A 22,588-nucleotide genomic window follows, 5' to 3' on the forward strand; every position below is an offset into this window, starting at 1 on the left:
GACTTACCGCCCCACTAGCTCGCGATAGATCGCGTCGAGCTGGTCGATAGTGGCTGCTTCGTCGGGCCAGGTGGCAGCCTGGGCGGTGCCGGCTTTGCTACGTTCCTGACGCAGGCTCTCATCGCCAAGCAATGTCGCCACCGCTTCTGACAGACCCTCGACATCACCGACTTCGAACAGCGTGGCGGCGTCGCCGACCAGCTCGGGAATGCCACCGGTGCGGGTGGCGACCAGTGGGATTCCGGCCTGCAGAACTTCCTGAGCGAACAGTTGTCGAGCCTCCCATTGACTGGTGACCACCGCTAGGGTTGCGGCGGCCAAGAGGTTTGCGACGTCGCTGCGGTGTCCCAGCAGCCGCACGTCGACCCCGGCGGAGTCAATGAGACCTTGCAGCCTTTCGCGTTCGGGGCCATCCCCGGCAATGGCGACCACGGGTGAGGGTTCCATTTTCGACCACGCCGAAGCGGCGTTGACAAGGGTGTCGTAGTCCTTCTGTTGGTGTAGGCGCCCCACTGACACGATGAGCGGTCGCCCCTGGAGATCCAATTCTTCGGCGACGGCAGTGGGAGAGCCAGCGGCACGACGGTCTGGCGCGGCGACAGGAGCCAATCGCGCGTCGCGGGCGCCCAGTGAGATGAGGTGAGCCTGGAGGTCTGACGAGGCGGCGAGCGCGATGTCGACGCTACGGGCTAGCCGCTTCTCGGCACTGTTGGAGACGGTACGCTTTAGTCCTTCGGTGATGAGTTGGTTGTGCCAGGTGCACAGCAGGGAAGACGTCGCTGGTCGAGCCAGAAGCGCGGTAAGGCCACCGGTGAGTCCGTGGGCGTGCACGATGTCGACGCCACGACCGGAAATGCCGCTGAGGGCCTTGCGGGTGGCCTTCCATGCCAGACCGAGACCCGGCCCGGGCTTATTGCTGATCGGGGCGGCCACGAAGCGCGCTCCCTTGTCGGTAAAGCCGAAACGGTCCTCGACCTCCGCTGGCGCCACGACCGTGACTCGGTCCCCGCGCTGCGCGAAGCCGCCAGCGATCGAGGCCACGTGGGTGCCGATTCCTCCCGTAGAGGGCCCCAACACGAATGCAATTCGCCTACCACTCACAGGACTAGCCACCTTCTTCCCCATGTGCTTCCGCCGTTTGGTCGGCCGAAGTCTTCGAACTTGACTTGCGCTTAATATTCCCTAGCACTGCCACCGGATTCTGACCTGCGGCGGCTGATGCTGTGACCAGGTATGTCAGGGCGACTACAATGCCGACGACCGCACCTTGAACGAGGGCCGAACCCAAGGTGTCGGCCAATCCCCACCATGAGATTACGCCCCGCCCCACTCCAATGGCGACGGCCGTTGCGACGACTGTGGACACAAGCGCCCGACCGAAGCCACGCAGGCTCTCCGCCCCAGTATGGCGTCCAATCGCAACGGTGAGGAGCACACCCATGGCGACCATTCCCGCGCTCCAACCGATGGCCAATGCGATCGTCCGGTTCTCGATGGGCAAGGCAAGACTCAACGCCAACGCGACCGCGGCACCGACAGCCCACCCCGAGCAGGTTGCGATCGTGGCGGCCCTGGCCTGATCAACCGCGTAAAGGGCGCGACTGTACAGGGCGAACAGGGAGAATCCGACTAGGCCGAACCCAAGAAAGAACAAGGTGCCAGAGATCTCAGAAGCGTCGCCAGGAGTGGGTTGGAGAACATTGAGAACAACGGCGATGGGGTCGGAAATCGCGGTGAGGGCGACGACTCCCAGACCCGAAAGAATCAGGACTATCCGGCCAAAAGTCGCCAGCTGCTCGCGGTAGCGCTGCATATGCCCAAGCTGATAGGCCTCGGTGAGATTGGGGTAGGCGGCAGTCGCCAGCGGCACCGCCAATACTCCCCATGGCAGCAGAAAGAACATTTGACTGGCGGTAAAAATCGCATACGGGCCGCTACCGGCATCATTGGCCAAGATCATCATGAGGGCTTGGCATAGCTGCTGGGAACCCAAGATGAGGGTTCCAGCGATCGCGAGACTCCTCAGGTGAGAAGCGACCGCGGCATCGAGTTTCCAGGTCACCCGGAGTTTTACCCCCGTTTTGGCAACGGGGAAGAACAGGCAGCCACCCAAGACCAGCACGCCGAAGGTCGTACCTGCCGAAATCAGGAAAAGTTCACCGAAGGTGACATCAACCGGGTCGTCTTTTCGACCCGAGACAAGCCCGTAGGCGATATATACACCGATCATCGTCAACGAGGACAGCAGCGGGGCCAACGCGGGCCACGCGAAGCGTCGCTGGGCTTGCAAAACGCCCGTCAGCACGATGGCAACGCCATACAAGGGCAGTTGTGGGGCAAAGATGACGAGCATCCGAGTCGCCGCCGCAACCGTATCGGGATCGTTGGAGCCCATCATCACCCGCATCAGCGGGTCCGCCATAAGAGCTAGCAGGATGCCGATGGGGACCAAAGCGGTCAACGCCCATGTGAGCAAAGCCGAGGAAATGCGATTGACCTCGTCGCGGTTACCACGGGTCAACGGCCCAGTCAGTAGGGGCACCACCAACGCGGCCATCGCACCACCCGCGACGATCTCGTAGATGATATTGGGAATCTGGTTAGCCGACTGATAGGCCGTACCCAGACCCGCGAAACCGACTGCCCAGACAAGCACCATGGTGCGCCCGAACCCAGCCATGCGGGAAACGACGGTGATAACACTGATCAGGGCCGCATTCTTGCCAACTTCCCGGCCGGAATCAGTGGTCACGAGCTGGAGTTCTTCCGTCCCAGTTCATCGAGTTCACGCAGCACCGGGGTATCGGCGATGACTTGGGTAAAACTGACTTTCTCACTGGCCAGCGTCAGCGACGCGATACCAGTGAGAGCAGCGGCACGAGCCGCTGGGCCGGAACGGGCGACAAACGCCAATCCCAGTAGTGCTCCAAGCGCGTTCGCACCACAGTCCCCCAGCATGGTCTTGCCTTCTAGGTCCTCCGGCATGGCCGCGCTGGCCGATGTGACAGCGGCCGAGGCGGTATTGGCCGCCGAAACGGCGGTGGAGGGAGCGTCGGGCCCCGGTTGACGTGACAGCAACGTGCCGACCACGCTAGCGACCTTAAGCGCCCGGCCCGGTCGCAGATCGAAGAGGTTCAACAGGTTAGCCGAACCGGCGATGACTCCCGCCCCAAGACACGTGTTGACGAAGCGTTTCCAACCGCGCTGGCGCGGTTCGGTGGCATCGACAATGAGAGCGGCCGTGAACCCAGCAGCCCCTATGCTGGCGATCTTCACCGCACCCGAGGTGACTTCCCCACGGGTCAATGCCCCGAGGTGTCCCTTAAGGCCTTTTTCCTTCTGGCCCTGCGTGTCTGCCACGTCGTCGTAGAGCCCGGCCGCCCCCGAGACTAGACCCGCGGTCGCGGCGGCCACGGCGTAGCCGGAACTCTTGGCCCCGGCGACAGCTCCGGCGGTCGCACCAATGGTGACGCCCGGGCCTTCCGCGAGGGAGACGGTGTCACCCTTATGGTTGGTGCGCTCTAGGTCAGCAGCGTACTTCGACCGTTTGACGGCCTGGATCGACGCGACAGTGGCGCCAGCTGCTATACCCGCAAGAAGCGCGCGGCCAGAAGTACGAGTCAAGATGCCCACGGCAGGAACTCCAGTTCAACAAGTCAAAACGGCGTCGAGGACGAGTAAAGGCGATCTAGGAGGCGGCCGGAAGCAGACCTTCAGCTTCCGAACCAGTGCCCAGATGGCTGATCGTTCCGTCGGCCGCCAGTGCCGCGAGCGCGGCCACCACGGCCACTTCCCCCTGCGTGGACGACACGTTGTCAACAGTAGACAATGCAGTGTCCTCGTCATTGCGGACCGTAGCCAGGGGGTTGCCATCACCGGCGGACGTGGTTCCTCCGAGCACCGTATGCGCTGTGCTAGCAAAGGTATCAGCGAACGTGACCACGCCATCGTTGCGGGCCTCGGCGCCAGAATCCGTGGCGGTGCCACCGGTCAACACGATCACTGAGGTCGCCTCACCGGTCGGGTCGGCGTCAATGGTCAGCATTCCCATTTCCGTGAGGCCACTCAAGACGGCCGTGCGGTCGGAATTGGAGACTTCTTCGTCAGAACCCTCGGCCATGGTGACAGCCGCGAGCACCGAACTAATCGCTTCCACCCCGTCGAATGTCACCGGCACTTCAAAGCCTTCAGGTGCGGTTCGGTCGGCCAAGTCGGCCAGCGAGTCATTGTTAGTCGGGTCGAAGAAGTCATCGAGGATCATCATCCGTCCCGCGACCGAAGCCTCGGTGTATCCCAACATCGCCTCAACCTGATCGACCGTGTCCGAATCCACGCCGGGCAGGGCCACGATCATCGTCTCTTCAGCGGCCAATGTCCCCTCCAGGACATAGGGCGCTGCGATGGAGGCGAACTCCTGGTCATCGGCCAACTCATCTTGAAGCTCATTGATCTCAGCGCGCAACGAGTCATTCGCCGAAGTCAGATTCGACACCCGGTCGGAGAGGATTTCCACGGCTGGACCATTGAGCGCGGCCGTGCCCAAGATAAGGCCGACAGTCAAGGCCAAGAATACGGCGGTGAGGGACAGCAGGTGGTAACGGAAATTAATCAAGAGAACAGCCTTTGAATCTGAAAGATCAGCCCATCCCACCAGTCGGCGAAGATTTCCACGAAGGAACGCCCGACGGTAGACACGGCGACGGCAGCGGTCATGGCCGCGATGGCCGAGGTAATCAACAACAACATAGCCGACACGGACACGTTTTGCCGGTACAGGCGACTAACGCCCTTGGCGTCAACCAGTTTTCCCCCCACCCGCAAGCGAGTCAGGAACGTCGAGGCCATGCCACCACGTCCCTTGTCCAGGAACTCCACCAGGGTGACGTGGGTTCCCACGGCGACGATCAGCGAAGCGCCCTTCTCATCGGCCAACAACATCGCGATGTCTTCCGAGGTCGCGGCTGCGGGGAATGTGACGGCCGGGACTCCCAGTTTTTCCATGCGTTCCATGGCAGGGGCGCGTCCGTCCGCGTATGCGTGCACGACAACCTCGGCGCCGCAGCGCAACGCGTCATCGGAGACCGAGTCCATGTCACCGACGATCATGTCGGGCGTGTAACCGGCCTCAAGCAACGCATCGGAACCGCCGTCAACTCCGACCAACACCGGACGGAATTCCCGGATGTAGGGCCGTAGCACGTCGATGTCGTCTTTGTAGTTGTAGCCACGAATAACGATAAGGCAGTGCCGTCCGGAGAAGTCGGTCTCCACGTCGGGAACGCCGACGCCGTCGAGCAACAATTCACGCTCGCGCTTGAGATACTCCATCGTGTTGGCGGCGAAAGCCTCCATCTGCACGGACAGGCCCGCTCGCGCGGTGTCCATGTCCGCCGAGACCTGTTCGAGAGTCTGAGCGACCCCCGTGGCGATCTCTTCTCCCCGCACCAGAACTCGGTTGTCCTCAATTTCGATCTTCTGACCGTCCTTGAGGGCGTCAAAGACGTCCTCGCCGACCCCATCGATAAGCGGGATACCCGCTTTCAACAAGACCTCAGGCCCCAAGTTTGGGTAGCGGCCCGAGATCGACGGCACGGCGTTAACGACCGCGGCAGGTTTACACGCCACCAACGCATCGGCGGCGACCCTGTCGACGTCGACGTGGTTGATCACGGCAATCTCGCCGGGACGCAGACGACCGCACAACCGCTTGGTCCGCCGGTCCAGCCGTGCGGTACCGGTCAGTCGTCCGGTGTCCGTTGATTCTTCCCGGGTTCGTCCGGGCAAACGCATTCGACGCATCTTCCTCATCATGCCATTTGACGTCTCTTTGCTCAGGCACACTCCCGCTAGTGGCGTGGCACACCACCAACGGCCCTGAGCCGGCAGATCATCCCTCGGTGGGACGGAGCCGTAACTTTCCTGACTTCAACTTCGCCGCACTGGCCAGCAGTTCTTCGGCATGGGCCACACCAAGGTGGCTGTCAGGCATACCAGCGAGCATACGCGCCAACTCCCGGGCACGTTGCCCATCGTCGACAACTTGGACACCCGAGACAGTAACGGACCCGGACGTGTCCTTGCTCACCACCAGGTGTCGGTCGGCAAAGGCCGCTACCTGCGGTAGGTGAGTCACCACGAGAACTTGATGTCGCCGGGCGAGTCGCGCTAGACATCGCCCAATCTCCACGGCCGCCTGCCCACCGACCCCGGCGTCCACTTCGTCGAAGACCAACACCGGTGGTCCGCCTGCCCCTGCGAACACCACTTCGATAGCCAACATGACCCGCGACAGCTCGCCGCCGGAAGCTCCCTTGGTCAACGGAGCCGCGGGAGAGCCTGGGTGCGGACGCAATTGCAACTCGATGTCATCGATGCCCTCTTCAGTGGCACCATGTTCAGTGCCATCCACACACAGCCGCAAAGCGCTCTTTCCGGCTGGTCGCGGATTCACCGACGCGACGACACTCGCATGCGGCATGGCCAGATTCTTCAACTCCGATGACACGGCAGCCGAGAAGCGCTCGGCTGCCGAGCGCCGAGACTTGCTTAGCTGCGCGGCCTGGGTGGCGGCCTGTTCGGTAAGCGCGGCCAATTCCTCGGTCAATTCCTCAATGCGGTCGTCCGAGGACTCCAGTTCATTCAGGCGCTGGCGAGACGTCTCGGCCCACGCCAACACACCGTCGATGTCCTCGGCGTATTTGCGCAAGAGACCTTTGATGGCCAGTTGCCGTTGGAATATTTCCTCGAGGCGGGAAGGGTCGGCCTGCAGACCTTCTATGTAATGCAACAGGTCAGAGCCTGCCTCGGACAACGCGGCCGAAGCCTGGGACAGGCGCTCGGCGTATTCGGCCAACATGGGATCGGTGTCGGCCTGCGCATCCAGTAGGCGGGCGGCGGACCCCGACAAGTCCACAGCGCCCTGAGTGTCGTCATCGAGGCCGATCAAAGCCTGATGAGCAGCCGCGGCCGCCTGGCGCAAAGTCTCGGCGTGTTCGAGGCGTCGTCCCTCCTCGGCCAGCTCCTGTTCCTCGCCTGGCTGCGGGTCAACCGAAGCGATCTCCTCAAGCCCCAAGCGCAGCAGATCAGCCTCCCGAGCCATTTCCCGCGCGTCTCCTTGCAGCCGTGTAAGCTGCTCGGACACTGCGTGAAGGGAGTGAAAGGTTTCGGCATAGTCGGCCACCAACTTCAAGTGGGCCTCTCCAGCGAAACGATCGAGCGCAGCGCGCTGTTCACTGGGGTTGAGCAATCGCATCTGATCTGATTGCCCGTGTACGGAGACCGTCAACTCCCCCAACTCACCGAGGACGCCAATCGGGGCGGACCGCCCACCAACCCAAGCGCGGGAACGACCTTCAATCGATACGCTGCGTGCCAGGAGGAGTTCGGAGTCATCATCGAGCTCGGCACCGGCCGCAATGGCGCGTTCACGCAGTTGCGAGGGAACATTGTCGGTACGTATACGGCCCTCGACCACAGTTTTCTCGCCCGACGGCGGAACTTTCGAGGCCCTTCCGCCAAAGAGGAGACCTAGACCGGCGACCACCATGGTCTTGCCCGCACCAGTCTCACCGGTGAGGACCGTCAAACCGTCGGAAAATGGCAGGGTCGCGTCCGCGATCACGCCCAAATTCTGTATGCGCAGCTCTTCCAACACATACATGAGCCTAACGGCTGCTGACGACATACCGCAGCGCGGTGTTCGAGAAGTTAGTTCAAATAACTCACCTTTGCCATGCCCGCGCCCATTTGAGGAATCGAGAGGGCCCAGGAGGCTCGTCCGAATTGCTTTGCGAGACTTCAGGATCGCTTCCCAGCGCATATCTGTGTCAACCTGTGGTTAGGAAGATTCCCCGTGCCGCCAACCGTCAACCGGAAGCGACAGCTTCGAGACCAACCGCGACGGGAACGTCCGATCAAACATCCGCACAAGGAGTACCGGCCGATCTCCACGGGTGATGCGAGCCCGCGCGCCCCCACGCAGGTCGGCGACCCGCCGACCGTCGGCGATCAGATTGCCCTGTGTCCCATACGATTCCACCGACACATCGATAACCGCCTGCGGGCGCACCACCATCGGCTTGGTAAAGAGCGCATGCGCGCTGACGGGGACGACGACCATCGCGTCCACATCCGGCCAGACCACCGGCCCCCCGGCCGACATCGCGTGCGCGGTGGAACCGGCAGCCGTCGAACACAGTATTCCGTCACAGCCATACCGGGCCACACGAGTGCCATCGATGTCCACGATCACTTCCAACATTCGCGCTGGCTCGGCCTTCTCCACCGAAATGTCATTGAATGCCCAAGCCCGCCGCGAAGTACCGTCCGAAAGCACCGCTTGCACCTGGATTGTTGGAAGTTCCTCAAGCTCATAGTCGGCAGCCAAGATTCGGCTCACCACGATGTCCAGATCAGCAACCTCGGCCTCGGCTAGGAAGCCCACCCTCCCAAAATTGACGCCCAGCAGCGGCACATCAGCTTCCCCAGCCAAGCGGGCAGCGCGCAAAACAGTGCCGTCGCCTCCGAGGGCAATGATCAAATCGGCCTGGTTATGGCCGTTATTGGCCACGAGCAACGAATCGGGGTCGTCCAGCGTATCGGTGTCGCCGCTGATCACCGACACCTTGATACCGGCAGCGCGCAGTGAGGCGGCGACCTTTTCCGCCTGATCGGCCACATCAGAACGAAACGGGTGCGAGACCACCACAACCCGCTGCGGGACGAACGGTTCCATGTCTACTCTCCTACCGATTCGGTGACAGCGTCGATCTGGGCCCGGCTCATGGGAGAACCGTCGCGTCGCATCAAGCAGAAGAACTCAACGTTCCCTTTGGGGCCACGCAATCCGCTCACAGCGAGATCAATCGTGTTCCAGCCCAGATCCGCAGCTTGTGAGACGACATCCTCGATGGAGGAGGCCCACAAGGCGGGGTCAGTGACCACTCCGGTCGAGGAAATTCGTTCCCGGCCCACCTCGAACTGGGGTTTCACCATCGGCATAATCGTCCCGTCCTGCCTTGTACAGGCAGCGAGCGCGGGCAGCACCAGCCGCAAGGATATGAACGACAGGTCACCGACCGTCAAATCGACCTGGCCGCCAATGTCAGCAGGCTGTAGATAACGGGCGTTAGTGCGATCCCGTATCTCAACGCGGCTATCAGTTTGTAGTTTCCAGGCCAATTGGCCGTAACCGACGTCGACCGCTACCACTGAGGCGGCCCCGCGCCGCAACAAAACGTCGGTAAAGCCGCCAGTGGACGCGCCCGCATCCAAGCACCGCAATCCCTTGGGGTCGACCTCAGGGAAGGCATTGAGCGCACTGAGCAATTTGTGCGCGCCACGTGAGGCGTAGTCATCGGTCTGCCCGAGGATGCGGATCGAATCGTCCCCGGTCACGGTAGTAGCGGCTTTACGAGCGGTGATACCGCGCAGCTGAACACTTCCAGCGGCGATTAGTTCCGCCGCGTGTTCCCGGGATCGGGCGAGCTTGCGGCGCACCAGTTCGGCGTCCAAGCGCTTTCGCGCGGCCATGGGTGGTTTCCGTTTCGTTTGTGAGCGGCACGAACACAGTGTGGGCAGTGGCGTGTCCTTGCTGCGCGATACTCATCGATAGATCTTCGGCACGATGTGGGGATCTGCAACGGCCCCGCAATCGAGCTAACCGATGACACAGGCTGTGACGGCTGAGGATTAGCTCTCGTCGACGCTGTGCAAGACCTCGGCCAGCTCCTGTTGCACAGACTCGAAGACGGCCACATGTTCTACCACTGGCACATCTTCCAGTCCGTCGAGCTGCCCCAACGCCGACTTGATGGCTTCCTCAGCCTCACCGGTGTCAGTATCGGACGCGCCCCGGGTAGCGAGCTCGCCGGGGGTGGGCATCTCATTCATTGGACGACTCCTAGTTACCGCTAGCCTTCTTGGCCGTCTTTTTGGCCGTCTTTTTAGCCGTCTTCTTAGCGGCCTTTTTCGCCGGGGCCTTCTTAGCTACCTTTTTGGGCGGGGATGGGTGCTTTTGCGCGCGCTCGGCATCGTCCTCAAGCTTGACGATCCGTCGTTCGGCGTCGCGTAGCTGCTGTTCGAGCTGTTCGAGACGACCCGTCAGCGTCTCATTCTCTTCACGGGTGGCCAGGCCCAGACGGCCCAAGGTCTGATCCACCTCATAGCGGACTAGTTGACCTAGAGCCTCACGGTTGGCCGCTGAGGTGCTGATGACGTCATCTACTACGGATTTCGCCTGGTCAACAGACATGCCGCCCTGTTGCAGAAGTTTATCGACCATCTCAGTGGCCTTCTTACGTGAGGTTTCGGTCAGTCCTAGAGCGGTCTCCAGGTAACTGCGCAACACTTCTTGCATCGACGATGCCCTTTCGTCTCATTGCCGCCACAGTGCACGGGTTCAGGTGAATGTTGGTGACATTAGGCTTAACGGTACCGCGTGTCCGAGCTATTTCCGCGCCTTATCGGCAGGCGATTGCTCACTTTACGCGCCCTACCCTACCGTTGAGTAACTTAGGTGGGGCAAAGCTGCTAGATTGATCGCAACGGAAGGAGGACGAAGCCCACCAGCCAACGCATCCGGGCTTCGATTCGAATTATGGCTACAGTTGACGAATGCCGCGAGGCCCTGCACAAATTTGCTGAGCAGATGAGTGACGACCCCAAGAAGGTCAAGAAGCTCAAAGGCTTCAACCGGGCGCTAGCCTGTAATATCACCGACCTTGACGATGTGTCCTTCCACGGTCGGTTTGAAGGCGGCAAGCTCACCGACATCACCGACGGAGACAACGACGACGCCGAAATTCGCATGATCGTCAAGTCCGACGATCTCGTCGCTCTCGTGGCCGGTGAACTCAACTTCATGAAGGCATTCACCTCCGGGCAAGTAAAGGTCAAGGCCAACATGATGGACATGATGAAGCTCAAGACCGTCCTGTAATCACCATCGCCGCTGGCCAACAGCAACGGTGACACAGACATAGCAGTTTTCAGATCAGCTGCGAAAAAAGGGACGGTGACCCATTCGGGTCACCGTCCCTTTCTCGCTTCGCGGCTATACGTCGTAGCCTATGTGGTCGAGACCGGCTTATCTACATCGGCCACACCTGCGTCATGAGCGGCCCAAGCCAGTTCGCACAATGCCCGCCATGAATCCAGCTGTGTCCCCCCACCGGTCAACACCAGCTCACGACCTGCGCCGATACTGGCCTCCCAGCCTCCACACCGAACCAGCCACTGGTCGACCCACTTAAGTTCCGGATGCGCAGTGAACAGATCCGCCACCGATTCTCCCAAGTGAGTGGGGCGCCCTTCCGGAGGCAGCCTTAGCGCCTGCTGCTCATTGAGCACACCGGTGAAGACCAACAGCGAGTCGATTCCGGCGGCATTGGCACCAGCGATATCCGTGTCCCACCGGTCCCCCACCGCGATTGCCGCCGCCTCGGGACGGCGATTCATCGCCTGCTGATAGATAACCGGCTCCGGTTTACCCGCAATGAGGTGGGGGCCATGCCCAACCGCCATCTCCACTGCCTTGAGAAGCGAACCATTGCCAGGGAGCGGTCCATCGGGACTGGGCAGAGTAGCGTCCGTGTTAGTCGCAACCCAATAGGCACCCCGCCGCACCGCTACCGCCGCGCTAGCCAGGTCACGCCAACCCAAATCTGCGGCGTATCCCTGTACCACCACCTCGGCCTGGCGCGCCTCTGTAGTCGTGCGCAACCCAAGGTCCTGAATTTCTGCCTTCAGTGCTTCAGAGCCAGTCACGAGTACTGCCGGATCAGATTCGGCGAATCTTTCCGCGATCAAACGGGCGGCCGTCTGTGCTGACGTTTGCACCTCATCGGCCCGTGCGCCGATACCCATTCCAGTCAAAGCATTGGCGACCTCGTGGCTCCGGCGCGAAGCATTGTTGGTGACAAAGACAGGTTGGTTGTTGATTTCTCGCAAGCGGCGCACCGTCTCCTCGGCGCCCGGGATTGCCTGGTCAAGCAGGTAGATCACACCATCGAGATCCAGCAGGGAGAGGCCGTAGCCTGCGGCTAGCTCACCGACGCTGGATTGCAGGCGGGCGGGACGAGAGGTGGTCACCGGTCGGAGTCTCCATCAGTCGCAGTGTTTTCGACGCCGTCACGGTCAGCTTCCGAATCGGTATCCACCACAGAATCCGGTCCGTTAGTGGCAGCGGATACGGTGTCATCGGACAGGTTGCCTTCTGTGCTTGGCGCGTCTGCTCCGTTTGCCTCCTGCTCAACTTCCTCCTGGACGGGCGCGGCGAACGTAAGCGTCGTGGCCGGGGCTGTGGCTGGCTCCTCGCTCTCGGGGACGTGGGTCTCATCGCTTTCGGTCAAGGTCGGCTCGGCAGGTTCGGAAACGACGCGGTCGTCTGTGGCGTCGAGCTCATCGCCACGCACATCGCGTTCCTCGTCGCTGACATCCGCACCATCCTCGTCTGCTTCGTCCCATTCCTCCAGGTTCACGCCCTCCAATTCCAGCAGACGGTCACTGGCACCGACGTCACCGGTCATGTCAGCGGCGACTGCCTTCTTCAGCCATCGGCGTCCCTCTTCTTCGCGGCCATCCGCGAGCAATGCCTCAGCATAGGCATAACGCAATCGCGCTACCCATTCCTCTTCACGTGTGGAATTCAGTAGCTCGACTTGCAGCATGACAGTCGCGGCCTCACCCATGCCCATGTCTCGGCGGGCACCGGAGGCGACAATCAGCAGCTCGACTCGGTCTCCCAGCTGAATCTTCTTGTCATTGCCGAATTCACGAAAGAGGTCAATTGCGCGTTCAGGGCGCCCCAGGGCACGTTCACAGTCGGCAATCATGGCGACATGGTCATTGGTGCCTGAAAGTCGCTGCGCGGCTTTCAGCTCGGCCAGTGCAAGTTTCCAGTCGCCGGCGTTGTAGGCGGCGACTCCAGCAACCTCACGCACCGCTGCCACTCGTGATGCCTTGGACCGCGCATAGAGGGCGTGTTCCAGAGCCCCTTTCGGGTCTTCCTCAAGGAGGGCCGCCGTAACCAACATGCGCTTACCGACCAGCTCCGCGAGCTGCTTATTTAGGGTGCGCAGTTGACGCTTCGTGTCTTTGTCCAGGTCGTCGTAATCGAACTCCACGTCCCGAGGCATGTCGGGGGCTTGCCGAGATTCGTTCTTTCGAATCGGGCCCTCCGATAGATCGGGGTTCTTCATGGGTTTGCGTGAGTCGTCCCGACGGTCTCCATCGCGGTCGTCACGGCGATTGTCGCGGCCACGGAAGTCGCGACGTTCTCCCCGGTCGCCATAGCCACGCCGGTCGTCTCGGCGGTCACCGCCCCGGTAACCACCACGGTCATCCCGACGGTCACCGCCCCGGTAACCACCGCGATCATCACGCTTAAAATCACGCCGATCCCCACGATCATCCCGACGGTCACCACCTCGGTATCCACCACGATCATCCCGACGGTCACCACCTCGGTAACCACCACGGTCATCCCGACGGTCACCACCTCGGTAACCACCACGGTCATCACGCTTAAAATCACGCCGATCCCCACGATCATCCCGGCGATCTCCACCCCGGTAACCACCACGATCATCCCGACGATCACCACCCCGGTAACCACCACGATCATCCCGACGATCACCACCTCGGAAGCCACCACGATCATCACGCTTAAAATCACGCCGATCCCCACGATCATCCCGACGGTCACCGCCCCGGTAACCACCACGGTCATCCCGACGGTCACCGCCCCGGTAACCACCACGGTCATCCCGACGATCTCCGCCCCGGTAACCACCACGATCATCACGCTTAAAATCACGCCGATCCCCACGGTCATCCCGACGGTCACCACCCCGGTAACCCCCACGATCATCACGCTTAAAATCACGCCGATCCCCACGATCATCCCGACGATCTCCACCCCGGTAACCACCACGATCATCCCGACGATCACCACCCCGGTAACCACCACGATCATCACGCTTAAAATCACGCCGATCCCCACGGTCATCCCGACGGTCACCACCCCGGTAACCCCCACGATCATCACGCTTAAAATCACGCCGATCCCCACGATCATCCCGACGATCTCCACCCCGGTAACCACCACGATCATCCCGACGATCACCACCCCGGTAACCACCACGATCATCACGCTTAAAATCACGCCGATCCCCACGGTCATCCCGACGGTCACCGCCCCGGTATCCACCACGGTCGTCACGGCGGTCACCGCCCCGGTATCCACCACGGTCGTCACGGCGGTCGGAATGGTCGCGGCGTTCACCTCGGTCACGACGGTCATCGCGGCGGTCGTAGCCGCCCCGGCCTCCTCGATCGCTGTCGCCCCGACGGCCAAAGCCCCCGCGTTCACGACCTTGATCTTCACCTCGGCTATCAGCCACGGCCACTCCCCACAATCAAGCAATATTCGCCGCGCATAGCGCGGCGCTAAGAACCGCAATGGACACATTGCGGCAAACCAAACAATTATATCGGCCTAAGCGTCGAGCTCGGCCCCGGCAATGGTTTTCTTGCCACGGCGCACAACGGCGTAGCGACCGAAAAGCAGTGCGCTGCGGTCAACCTCTTCCGTGGCATCGGTGAGCTTCTCGTTATTGAGGTATGCGCCACCGTCTCGCACAGCTCGCCGCGCCTCCGAAGTACTAGAGACCACACCAGATTTGGCCAGCAGTTCCGCTACGGTAATTGGCTCCGTACCGACCTTCGTAATCCCGGCCTCGCTCAAGGCTGCTACCAGCGTAGCTTCGGAAAGCTCCGTCAGTGCCGCGCGGCCAAACAACGCTTTTGAAGCCGCGATTACCTGGTCGCACTCAGCCTGTCCATGCAAGAGCACGGTCATCTCCTCAGCCAGCGCCCGCTGGGCTAGGCGCGCTTGCGGCTTTTCGATCGTGGCCTTTTCCAGCTCCTCAATTTCAGCTTGGCTGCGGAACGAGAGGTACTTCAAGTATTGGACAATGTCGCGGTCATCGGCGTTAAACCAGAACTGGTAGAACGCGTACGGACTGGTCAAGTTAGCGTCGAGCCAGATAGCTCCGCCTTCGGATTTACCGAATTTTGTGCCGTCTGCCTTAGTGATCAAGGGCGTCACGAAGGCGTGGACGTGTTTACCGGAGCGTCGGCGGACGTAGTCAACACCAGCGGTGATGTTGCCCCACTGGTCGGAACCGCCAAACTGCACAGTGACGCCGTAGCGTTGGTTCAGTTCCCAGTAATCGTGCGATTGCAATAGCTGGTAGGCAAATTCAGTGAAGGAGATTCCGGATTCGAGGCGAGCGCGGACAACTTCGCGGTTGAGCATCTTACTGACGGGGAAGTGCTTGCCGACGTCGCGCAGAAAGTCGATCGCGGACAATTCGTCAGTCCAGTCAAGGTTGTTGACAGGCACTGCGGCGCTCTCTCCTTCGAACGTGACGAAGGGTGCCACTTGTTGCCGAATGTTTTCGACCCACTGGGCTACGGTCTCCGGCGGGTTGAGTGTGCGCTCTGAAGTGTCGCGAGGATCACCGATTTGCCCGGTCGCGCCGCCCACCAGCAAGACGGGGCGGAGACCGGCATGTTGCAACCGGCGGGCCGTGAGCGCCTGCATGAGGTGCCCCACGTGCAAACTAGCCGCTGTCGGATCGAACCCCACATAAAACGAGAGCTGTCCTGCGTCGATGTCTTTGCGGAGCGCATCAATGTCGGTGCTGTCTTGGATCAGGCCACGCCAGGAAAGTTCGTCGATTATGTGCATGCTGTTATTTTGCCTCACCCACCTCGGGCCCGGCATTGGCACACTGCCCTAGTCGGCGAGGAGATTGCTGTGTCGTTCGATTTGAGCGCGCAGCTGGGCGGCTGCTGCGGCCTTTGCCGCCTTCTTGGTCGCACCGGTTCCATCCGAGGCCAGTTCAGACATGACAGCGCTATTTTTGACGCCGTTGAATTTCGCGGTGGCCCGGCACGTGAATTCACGTTCGTGTGGTGGGCCGTCAAGCTCGTATTCCCAGTTCAGATCGGCTATAAGGCCGCGCTGTTCGTAAATCGTGACAGCTTGGATGGGATGAACGGCTGCTTCCAGCGCCCGATGGTTTTGGACGTTGGTCGGCACCGACGGTAGCTCATCGTCGGGTTCGGTCTCGCCTAGTCCAGCCAATTGAGCGGCCAAGGCCAGGGCCGCCAAGTTGCGGGCTTCGCGTTTGGAGCGGGCCGTGCGAGCAGGGCCGGTGTGATGTTCCTCCCCAAGTTCGAGCGTGAGGCGGGCGGAGAAGCGTGGTTCGTGGATGTCACCGCCGGTGTGAACTGACCAGGTCACGTGGGATGCGTCGAGCGGTCCACCCAAGACAGCTTGGGCATACATATTGACCAAGGAGACGGCTCGGCTGGGGTCGGCGGCAAGGTGTTGCCCGATGAGTTGTCGCAGGGGAAGCCACGCCGGGCTGACTGCGTCGAAGTACACCGCACCGAGTTCACGCAACTGTAGTTGCCCACTGTTGACACGTTGCTCGATCGTTTTGAGTAGATCCGGGTGGGTGGTGTCAGTCTCGACGGCGGCGCGCACGACCCGCGCGAAATCGGCCTCGTCGAGTTGTTCATAGTCGGCTTGAGAGAGTTGGCGGGCCGTGACGCGTTCGGCGGCTTTGCGGAAGTGTTCGCTTTTTCGTTGACGTTCTTCGGCGAGTCGCTCGTTGAGGTCCTCGGCCAATTCACGAAGTTCTTCTAGGTCATAAGGGCTGTCGTGACCTGAGGTCACGGCGAGAAGTATGCGCTGGTTGATCAAGTCAGGGTAACGCCGCAAAGGGCTGGTGTTGTGCGCGTAAACGGGCAACTGCAACCCGTGGTGGCCGGAGACACTGGGCCCGTAGGTGGCCGCGCGGGCGACCATACGCATTCGGTTGCGCAGAAGCTCCCATTCCTGGATGTCTCCGGATGTTTCAGCGGCGAGCAATTGTTCTTGCAGGTCGCGTGGATCTCCCGCTACTGCGGCGAGCCGATGATTTCGAAACAGGATTGGTATATCGCGTTCGGCGGCCCACGAGGCGATCGCGGCGTTGGCGGCGATCATAAGTTCCTGCACGATCACATAGCCAGAGTTACGGGTATCGTCCGCGAGCCGGATCAGCTGGCCTTCCTCATTGGTCGCGTATCCGCGCTGGAGGTCGTAGATGGCTAGCGCACCGCTGTAGCGACGACGTTGCAACAAGCGTTGCGCCAGGTCAGAGGCAGTTGCGAGCTGCTGATGGCAGGTGGCCTCTGGGTTGGTCGCGGCTTCTGCGGCTTCGGCGTAGGTCATGGTCCAGGCGCGGTCAAGAATCCCGCGACCTAGTTCGACGTCCAGAATGTTTCCCGCGACATCAGTACGGCAGTGGACGGTGAATGTGTCTTGGGTCTCGTCTGCCGCGGTTGTGATCGACGTTTCGGATGCGGCCGGGGATTCGCTCGGTTTGCGGCAAGCGCGCAGTGAAGCCTGCGCTTCGACTGGGCGTGGCAACATGTGCTTGGTATAGGTGCGCCTGTACAACGTGTGCATGCGTCGGCGCGCCTCGGCGTCTGCGCTGCTGCCACGAACAAGGTGGTCGGCTACACGGGCGATATGCACCCAAAATTCAAAACCGGTCTCGGTGGCGATCACCCAAATGGCATCGTCTCGATCGACCGTCTCCGCAGAGTCGATCATGATGCCACTCGTGTGGTCGAGACCCGGCATAAGCTCCCCCAATATGTCCGTAGCTTCAGGGGCTGATTCTAGTAGTACGTCCTCGCGGTGCCTAAGACCAACTGCCGAGTTGGTGTGCAATCCGTTTAAACTGGGAGGCGTGAAAGATACTGCGATTGCCAAGCCCATCACGATGTACGGCGAAGACGTTCTCCACCGTCCCTGCGCGGACGTGGAAAAGTTCGATTCAGAGCTGTCGGATCTGATCGATGTCATGTTCGCCAGCATGTACGAGGCTGAGGGTGTCGGCCTGGCTGCCAACCAGATCGGTCTGAGTCTGCGTGTTTTCGTGTATGACTGCCCCAACGCCGATGGAGAACACCAGATCGGGCACGTGGTAAATCCACGTCTGGAGCTTCCGGTCGCGGGTGCCGAGCTCGACGCCGACTATGAGGGGTGCCTTTCCATCCCAGGGCAGTCGGCTGTTATCTCTCGAACCGCGTTCGCGCGCGTGTACGGCCTCGACAAGGACGGAAACGAGATCGTCGTCGAGGGTGATGGGCAGATGGCCCGGTGCCTCCAGCATGAGACCGACCACTTGGACGGCTTTGTCTACATCGACAAGCTTCCCAAGAAGGCCCGTAAGCGGCTGCTTGAGGACTTCTACGCGGGCAACGACGAAGTTTAGGCCACTGCCCCGTCATGGGTCCACCTGCGTTGGGAACGTGTCGCCCTGTTGCATCTTTTGGGTATCAGCCCCGGCAGGCTAGCCGGGCCAGGTGGCTCTGTAAGGCAAAGTCGGGTGGAGAAACCGTAGGTTTCTCCACCCGACTGTCATAGGTGACTGTTTAGGCGTTCGGGGCGAGGCTGGTGCCAGCGCCGCGTTTGCGCGGGCGAACGAGCTCGTCGCGGCTAGCCTGTGGCTGGTTGTCTTCGACCGATTCGGGGAACGTCACCGGCTCCAGCGGTTCCATCCCGGCGTCGGATAGCAGCTCTAGGTCCTTCTTGGCTCCTTGCCCCTCGGTGGTGAGGTAGTCGCCCAAGAAAATCGAGTTGACCACCTGTAGCGCTACGGCCTGCAGGTTACGTAGGTGTACTTCCCGGCCCGCGCCGAGTCGGACTTCGGTGGAGGGGTGTGCCAGTCGCACCATAGATAGGATCTTCAGGCAACGCTGCGGGTCGAGGTCCCATGTTCCTTCCAAGGGGGTTCCCTTGACGGGGAGCAGGAAGTTCACAGGTACGGAATCAGCGTTCAACTCACGCAGGCGCAGTACTACCGACACTAGGTCTTCATCGGTCTCGCCCATACCGGCGATCAGGCCCGAGCAGGGAGAAAGTCCCGCGTCGCGGGCTGAATTGACGGTGTCGATGCGGTCATCGTAGGTGTGGGTTGAACAAATCTCGCCGTATTGGTCATCGGAGGTATTGAGGTTGTGGTTATAGGCGTCGGCCCCCAGTTGGGAGAGGCGTTCGGCTTGGCCTTCCTTGAGCAACCCTAGGCACGCGCACACCTCGACGTTCGGGTTCTGGCGTCTGATCGCGGCGATCGTTTCGCCGACTCGTTCGACGTCCTTGTCAGTTGGGCCACGACCTGAGGCCACGAGGCATACCCGGGAAGCGCCGCCTTGGACACCTGCGCTGGCCTGTGAGGTGGCGTCATCGGCAGAGAGCCACTTGTACTTGAGGATGTCGGCCTTGGAACCCAGTCGTTGTGAGCAGTATCCGCAGTCCTCGGGACACAGTCCGCTCTTGAGGTTTACCAGGTAGTTGAGCTTGACCTTGTTACCGAAGTGTTCGTGGCGCAGTTGCGCGGCTGCGGCGACGATCTCCATGAGGCGGTGGTCGGGAGCTGCCAGCACTTGGTGCAGGTCGGCGGCCTTAGGCTCCGTGCCGGCGCGTGCGGCGTCCAACAGAGAGGTGAGCGCGGTGGTTAGTTCTGCCATGCCACAGATACTGCCACAGCCCTACAATAAGTCTTAGAGGATACCTCCAGGCGTGGCGAAATCACCACTTGACAAACCGGCAGAGGCCTGAACGAAGGCTAGGTGACGACCTCACTGCCGTACCCGGACTGACGCGCCGGGTCCCTCCAGTGATCGGCCTGGAGTTGATTCGGGTAGAGACTGGGTCAACCTGGTTCCAGCAAGTCAAGGTTCAGCCCGTCCGCGCACACGTCACATATGGCTTTTGTGACTGTGCCACCCACTCTTGCGTGGACGACCAATTCGCCTGGTTCTACCAATTCCAAACTCAGCAGGCGCCCTTGCCCTGAAGTGTGCACAACCTTGTTTTCCGGGCAAGTAACGATCTGCCATGCGACGACCTTTCAGCTGGGTACAACTAGCGACTTGGAGCTGGATGGGGACTAGGCCGTTGTCATGCAACCATTCCACGTCTTTGTCATGCACGGCTTCCACATACTCACGCACGACTTTCACCGGATCCTCTTCACCGCCCAACCAGATGGGCATGGTGGCCGCGACGGCCAAGAGGAGTGCGGCCAATCCCAACAGTGCTTTCTTAGACCGAGACATTGTGGACCGTGGCGGTGGCCCCTGTGCGCCCTCCGCTGAGGTCACGTAGACCTTGATCTGTCGGGAGGATCCGGTCGGGCCTGTCATGGGTGGCCCCTCTAGCGGGAACTCCTGCAGAGGATGACCCATCGACCCGTTGACATCCCGGTGACCTCATTTGGCCGCGTTCACCCGCGTGCCGACGAATGCTCACATCGGTGGTCACAGCATGTCGCAGTCACCGCGCGGCGTCGGGACAAACGACTTCCAGCGACTGGCGTCGACTAGGCCGGGAGCGAGCCCGATCTCCTCATCATCCAACAAAACGACTTCGACATTTGATGGTTCTACAGTGCACAGCAACCCAGCGCTCGTGTTCTGATAGTAGGTGAATTCTCCGCTAGCCCGCACTTCCCCGCCGCTGCGAAGGCTGATCTCGAACTTCGAGGGATCATCTACGGCGGAACTCACCGCGATTTCGGCTCGGGTTTCGATCTGCCACTGGACGGGAGCCTCACGATCGCCATCGGTAAACCTGGTGGCATCGAATGGACAACCATTGCCGGTCGCGGCCCGTTCATAGGCGACGCACTGGTCCAACAGCTCGTCAAATGCCTCTTGCACCGTCGCGACTGTCGTCTCGTTGGGCGCAACCCTCGGAGTAAGTCGCAAGTTGTCATATACGTACTCGGTACCGAGTTCACGGTACGTACTTCCCAACACCAAGATGGATATCGGTTCTAGATCTACCGCTTCGGTCGACGTCGCATAGAACTGGTAGAACCCCGGAAACAAGAGGTAGGTGCGGGCGCGGGCATCCGCAAACGTAATACGGGTTCCATTGACGTCTACAAATCCGATCGCTCCGGGGGCGACCGAAAATCGAAACGGATCGACCCTCAACTCCCAGCCTTCACCAAAATTCTCCACATAGAACTTGTGGGCGTGCTCCGTGGAATCAGGGGCAGCGATGACAGCCTCGACCGAGGCCCAGCGATGCGCCGCAAACTCATCCGCGACCGGATCATCCAAGTCCCCCAAGGTTCCTTGGGCGATGGTCTCCACCGAGCCAATCTCCCAATCAGACCTCAGAACATCCGTACTTAGAAAATCGACGTGCTCCTCAGGACCCATTTGCGGGTAGAGGTCGTTGGCCCGCAGCCACTCCTCATCGGCGGCCCACACCGCTTCCAGGTAGTCTTCCACCAAGGCGGCTGGCTGTTGATCTGCGTGACTACGCAAAGGCACCGCCGCACCGACGGCTACAAGCGCAACTATCAGCCATGTGATGAGGAACGACCGGGCTGGAATAGGTACCAATGACCTTGAGCCAGTCCCCTTCTCTTCGGCGGAGCCATTCATGGCCGTAACAGTGAGGTTGATCTTCCCAGGTTGGGCAGGGGTAGGACTCATGCGGTTCCTCGCGTTGGCTCGGTTCGCCTGGCATCTCAATGGTATGACGTCGTACCAACCTGACCAATGTGGCACCAGACCTGGTCCTTTTGCGCGCTGGGGCTAAACTGGGCTGGAAGCTCTCTCCACTTGGGAAGGTGCGCGCGGTGATAAAACGTAGTATAAGCAGCGCGAAAAAGATACCCAATAGCTGGCTTGTGATTGCTTGCGTAGTCACCTCGCTTGCGGCATTGGCCACGATCGGGACCCCTCGACCGGGAGACCCAGAAGTGCCGACAAACGAAGTCGACGAACTCACTTTCGAGCCCACAGAGGTCGATGCGCACGTCGGGGCCGAACTAACGGTGACCGACTTCGGTTTCTACACCTACGAACACGAGCTCACAGCCGAGGACGTCATGACCTGGGGCGCTGTGGTCACCAATTCCAGCAGCGACCTCGATGCCGCATTCACCGTCTCTGTATCCGGTTTCGATGCCGAGGGCAATGAGCTTTCCCAGCTACAGATCGGCCAATTCACCACGGGAGACAGCGAAAGGTACTTGGTCGCAGCCGATAGCTCGCTGGGAATCGGGCGCAATTCACTCCCAGTGGACGTGCCAGTACACAACCTCGAGGTGGAAGTGGAAAACCTGACGTGGCACGAACGCGACCACGACTTTGATGGAACAACTCGCTTGCCCGTCCAGGCCCTCAACGCAACCTCAGCCGAACTGGAGCTGGCCGACAGCCCCGAGGGCACATCGGTAGCCCGATTCGAGATCGAGTCTGACTATGAACCAGCCGTGGCCAACGCGGCGGCCGCATTGCTCTACCGTGACAGTGACGGCAGCATCGTGGGCGCGTCAGTCCTCGACCTGGGAGTTGTACCACCGGGCTCCTCCGTAACTGGCGAGGTGGAAATTCCCGACCACCTGCCGCTGTGGTCAATCGAGCCCGAGGAAACCGACATCTATCTATATTGGGCCGAGTGACATTGACGCACGATGCTCAGGTTGCAAACGTTAAT

Annotated in this window: 20 protein-coding genes; 3 read left to right on the top strand and 17 right to left on the bottom strand. The window is 60.9% G+C overall.

The window, feature by feature from the left end; genetic code table 11:
• Positions 1-3: 3 nt before the first annotated feature.
• The 10 genes from JQS30_RS08775 to JQS30_RS08820 form a co-directional block, all read right to left on the bottom strand.
• Positions 4-1,101 (bottom strand): glycosyltransferase family 4 protein, encoded by a 1,098-nt coding sequence (locus JQS30_RS08775; protein ID WP_213169914.1) that lies wholly within the window; start codon positions 1,099-1,101, stop codon positions 4-6.
• Positions 1,102-1,105: 4 nt separating this feature from the next.
• Positions 1,106-2,752, bottom strand: coding sequence for a murein biosynthesis integral membrane protein MurJ (murJ, locus tag JQS30_RS08780; RefSeq protein ID WP_213169915.1), 1,647 nt, complete (start codon positions 2,750-2,752; stop codon positions 1,106-1,108).
• Positions 2,749-3,633: a hypothetical protein gene (locus tag JQS30_RS08785; RefSeq protein ID WP_213169916.1), complete on the bottom strand. Its 885-nt coding sequence runs from the start codon at positions 3,631-3,633 to the stop codon at positions 2,749-2,751. Before JQS30_RS08785 ends, murJ begins: the two co-directional genes overlap by 4 nt.
• Positions 3,634-3,688: 55 nt before the next feature.
• On the bottom strand, positions 3,689-4,612 hold the full coding sequence (locus JQS30_RS08790; protein ID WP_213169917.1) for a copper transporter: 924 nt from the start codon (positions 4,610-4,612) through the stop codon (positions 3,689-3,691).
• Positions 4,609-5,790, bottom strand: a complete 1,182-nt coding sequence (gene steA / locus JQS30_RS08795) for a putative cytokinetic ring protein SteA (RefSeq protein WP_213169918.1) — start codon at positions 5,788-5,790, stop codon at positions 4,609-4,611. The genes JQS30_RS08790 and steA overlap by 4 nt, the downstream gene beginning before the upstream one ends.
• A gap of 97 nt (positions 5,791-5,887) precedes the next feature.
• The gene (gene recN / locus JQS30_RS08800; protein WP_213169919.1) at positions 5,888-7,654 is read right to left on the bottom strand and encodes a DNA repair protein RecN; all 1,767 of its coding nucleotides are present in this window, start codon (positions 7,652-7,654) and stop codon (positions 5,888-5,890) included.
• 183 nt (positions 7,655-7,837) lie between these two features.
• A complete protein-coding gene (locus tag JQS30_RS08805) occupies positions 7,838-8,734 on the bottom strand; it encodes an NAD kinase (protein WP_213169920.1) in 897 nt (298 codons plus the stop codon).
• Between the two features lie 2 nt (positions 8,735-8,736).
• Positions 8,737-9,531, bottom strand: a complete 795-nt coding sequence (locus JQS30_RS08810; RefSeq protein ID WP_213169921.1) for a TlyA family RNA methyltransferase — start codon at positions 9,529-9,531, stop codon at positions 8,737-8,739.
• Positions 9,532-9,690: 159 nt separating this feature from the next.
• Positions 9,691-9,891, bottom strand: coding sequence for a hypothetical protein (locus JQS30_RS08815; RefSeq protein WP_213169922.1), 201 nt, complete (start codon positions 9,889-9,891; stop codon positions 9,691-9,693).
• 10 nt (positions 9,892-9,901) lie between these two features.
• The gene (locus JQS30_RS08820; protein ID WP_213169923.1) at positions 9,902-10,357 is read right to left on the bottom strand and encodes a phasin family protein; all 456 of its coding nucleotides are present in this window, start codon (positions 10,355-10,357) and stop codon (positions 9,902-9,904) included.
• Between the two features lie 240 nt (positions 10,358-10,597).
• Between JQS30_RS08820 and JQS30_RS08825 the strand changes: the two genes are divergently transcribed.
• Positions 10,598-10,939: an SCP2 sterol-binding domain-containing protein gene (locus JQS30_RS08825; protein WP_213169924.1), complete on the top strand. Its 342-nt coding sequence runs from the start codon at positions 10,598-10,600 to the stop codon at positions 10,937-10,939.
• 128 nt (positions 10,940-11,067) lie between these two features.
• On the opposite strand, the gene JQS30_RS08830 is transcribed toward JQS30_RS08825, so the two are convergent.
• From JQS30_RS08830 to JQS30_RS08850, 5 genes are all read right to left on the bottom strand, one after another.
• Entirely contained in the window at positions 11,068-12,090 is a 1,023-nt protein-coding gene (locus JQS30_RS08830; RefSeq protein ID WP_213169925.1) for an HAD-IIA family hydrolase, read from the bottom strand.
• On the bottom strand, positions 12,087-13,199 hold the full coding sequence (locus JQS30_RS08835) for a hypothetical protein (protein WP_213169926.1): 1,113 nt from the start codon (positions 13,197-13,199) through the stop codon (positions 12,087-12,089). Before JQS30_RS08835 ends, JQS30_RS08830 begins: the two co-directional genes overlap by 4 nt.
• Complete coding sequence (locus JQS30_RS08840; protein ID WP_213169927.1) at positions 13,196-14,386, bottom strand: hypothetical protein; 1,191 nt, start codon at positions 14,384-14,386, stop codon at positions 13,196-13,198. The genes JQS30_RS08835 and JQS30_RS08840 overlap by 4 nt, the downstream gene beginning before the upstream one ends.
• Positions 14,387-14,497: 111 nt before the next feature.
• Entirely contained in the window at positions 14,498-15,754 is a 1,257-nt protein-coding gene (gene tyrS, locus JQS30_RS08845) for a tyrosine--tRNA ligase (protein WP_213169928.1), read from the bottom strand.
• 48 nt (positions 15,755-15,802) lie between these two features.
• Positions 15,803-17,929 carry an RNB domain-containing ribonuclease gene (locus JQS30_RS08850; protein WP_425498818.1) on the bottom strand — a complete coding sequence of 709 codons (2,127 nt, stop codon included), beginning with the start codon at positions 17,927-17,929 and terminating at the stop codon, positions 15,803-15,805.
• Here JQS30_RS08850 and def point away from each other — a divergent pair.
• A complete protein-coding gene (def, locus tag JQS30_RS08855) occupies positions 17,814-18,341 on the top strand; it encodes a peptide deformylase (protein ID WP_246497834.1) in 528 nt (175 codons plus the stop codon). The two genes, JQS30_RS08850 and def, sit on opposite strands and share 116 nt — an antisense overlap.
• Positions 18,342-18,501: 160 nt before the next feature.
• On the opposite strand, the gene bioB is transcribed toward def, so the two are convergent.
• Positions 18,502-19,485 (bottom strand): biotin synthase BioB, encoded by a 984-nt coding sequence (gene bioB, locus JQS30_RS08860; RefSeq protein ID WP_343076207.1) that lies wholly within the window; start codon positions 19,483-19,485, stop codon positions 18,502-18,504.
• A 903-nt stretch (positions 19,486-20,388) separates the two neighbouring features.
• Positions 20,389-21,579 carry a hypothetical protein gene (locus JQS30_RS08865; RefSeq protein ID WP_213169931.1) on the bottom strand — a complete coding sequence of 397 codons (1,191 nt, stop codon included), beginning with the start codon at positions 21,577-21,579 and terminating at the stop codon, positions 20,389-20,391.
• Positions 21,580-21,848: 269 nt separating this feature from the next.
• Between JQS30_RS08865 and JQS30_RS08870 the strand changes: the two genes are divergently transcribed.
• Positions 21,849-22,553: a hypothetical protein gene (locus tag JQS30_RS08870; RefSeq protein WP_213169932.1), complete on the top strand. Its 705-nt coding sequence runs from the start codon at positions 21,849-21,851 to the stop codon at positions 22,551-22,553.
• The last annotated feature ends 35 nt before the right edge of the window (positions 22,554-22,588 follow it).

It is taken from the genome of Natronoglycomyces albus (assembly GCF_016925535.1).
In the GTDB taxonomy this organism is placed as follows: domain Bacteria; phylum Actinomycetota; class Actinomycetes; order Mycobacteriales; family Micromonosporaceae; genus Natronoglycomyces; species Natronoglycomyces albus.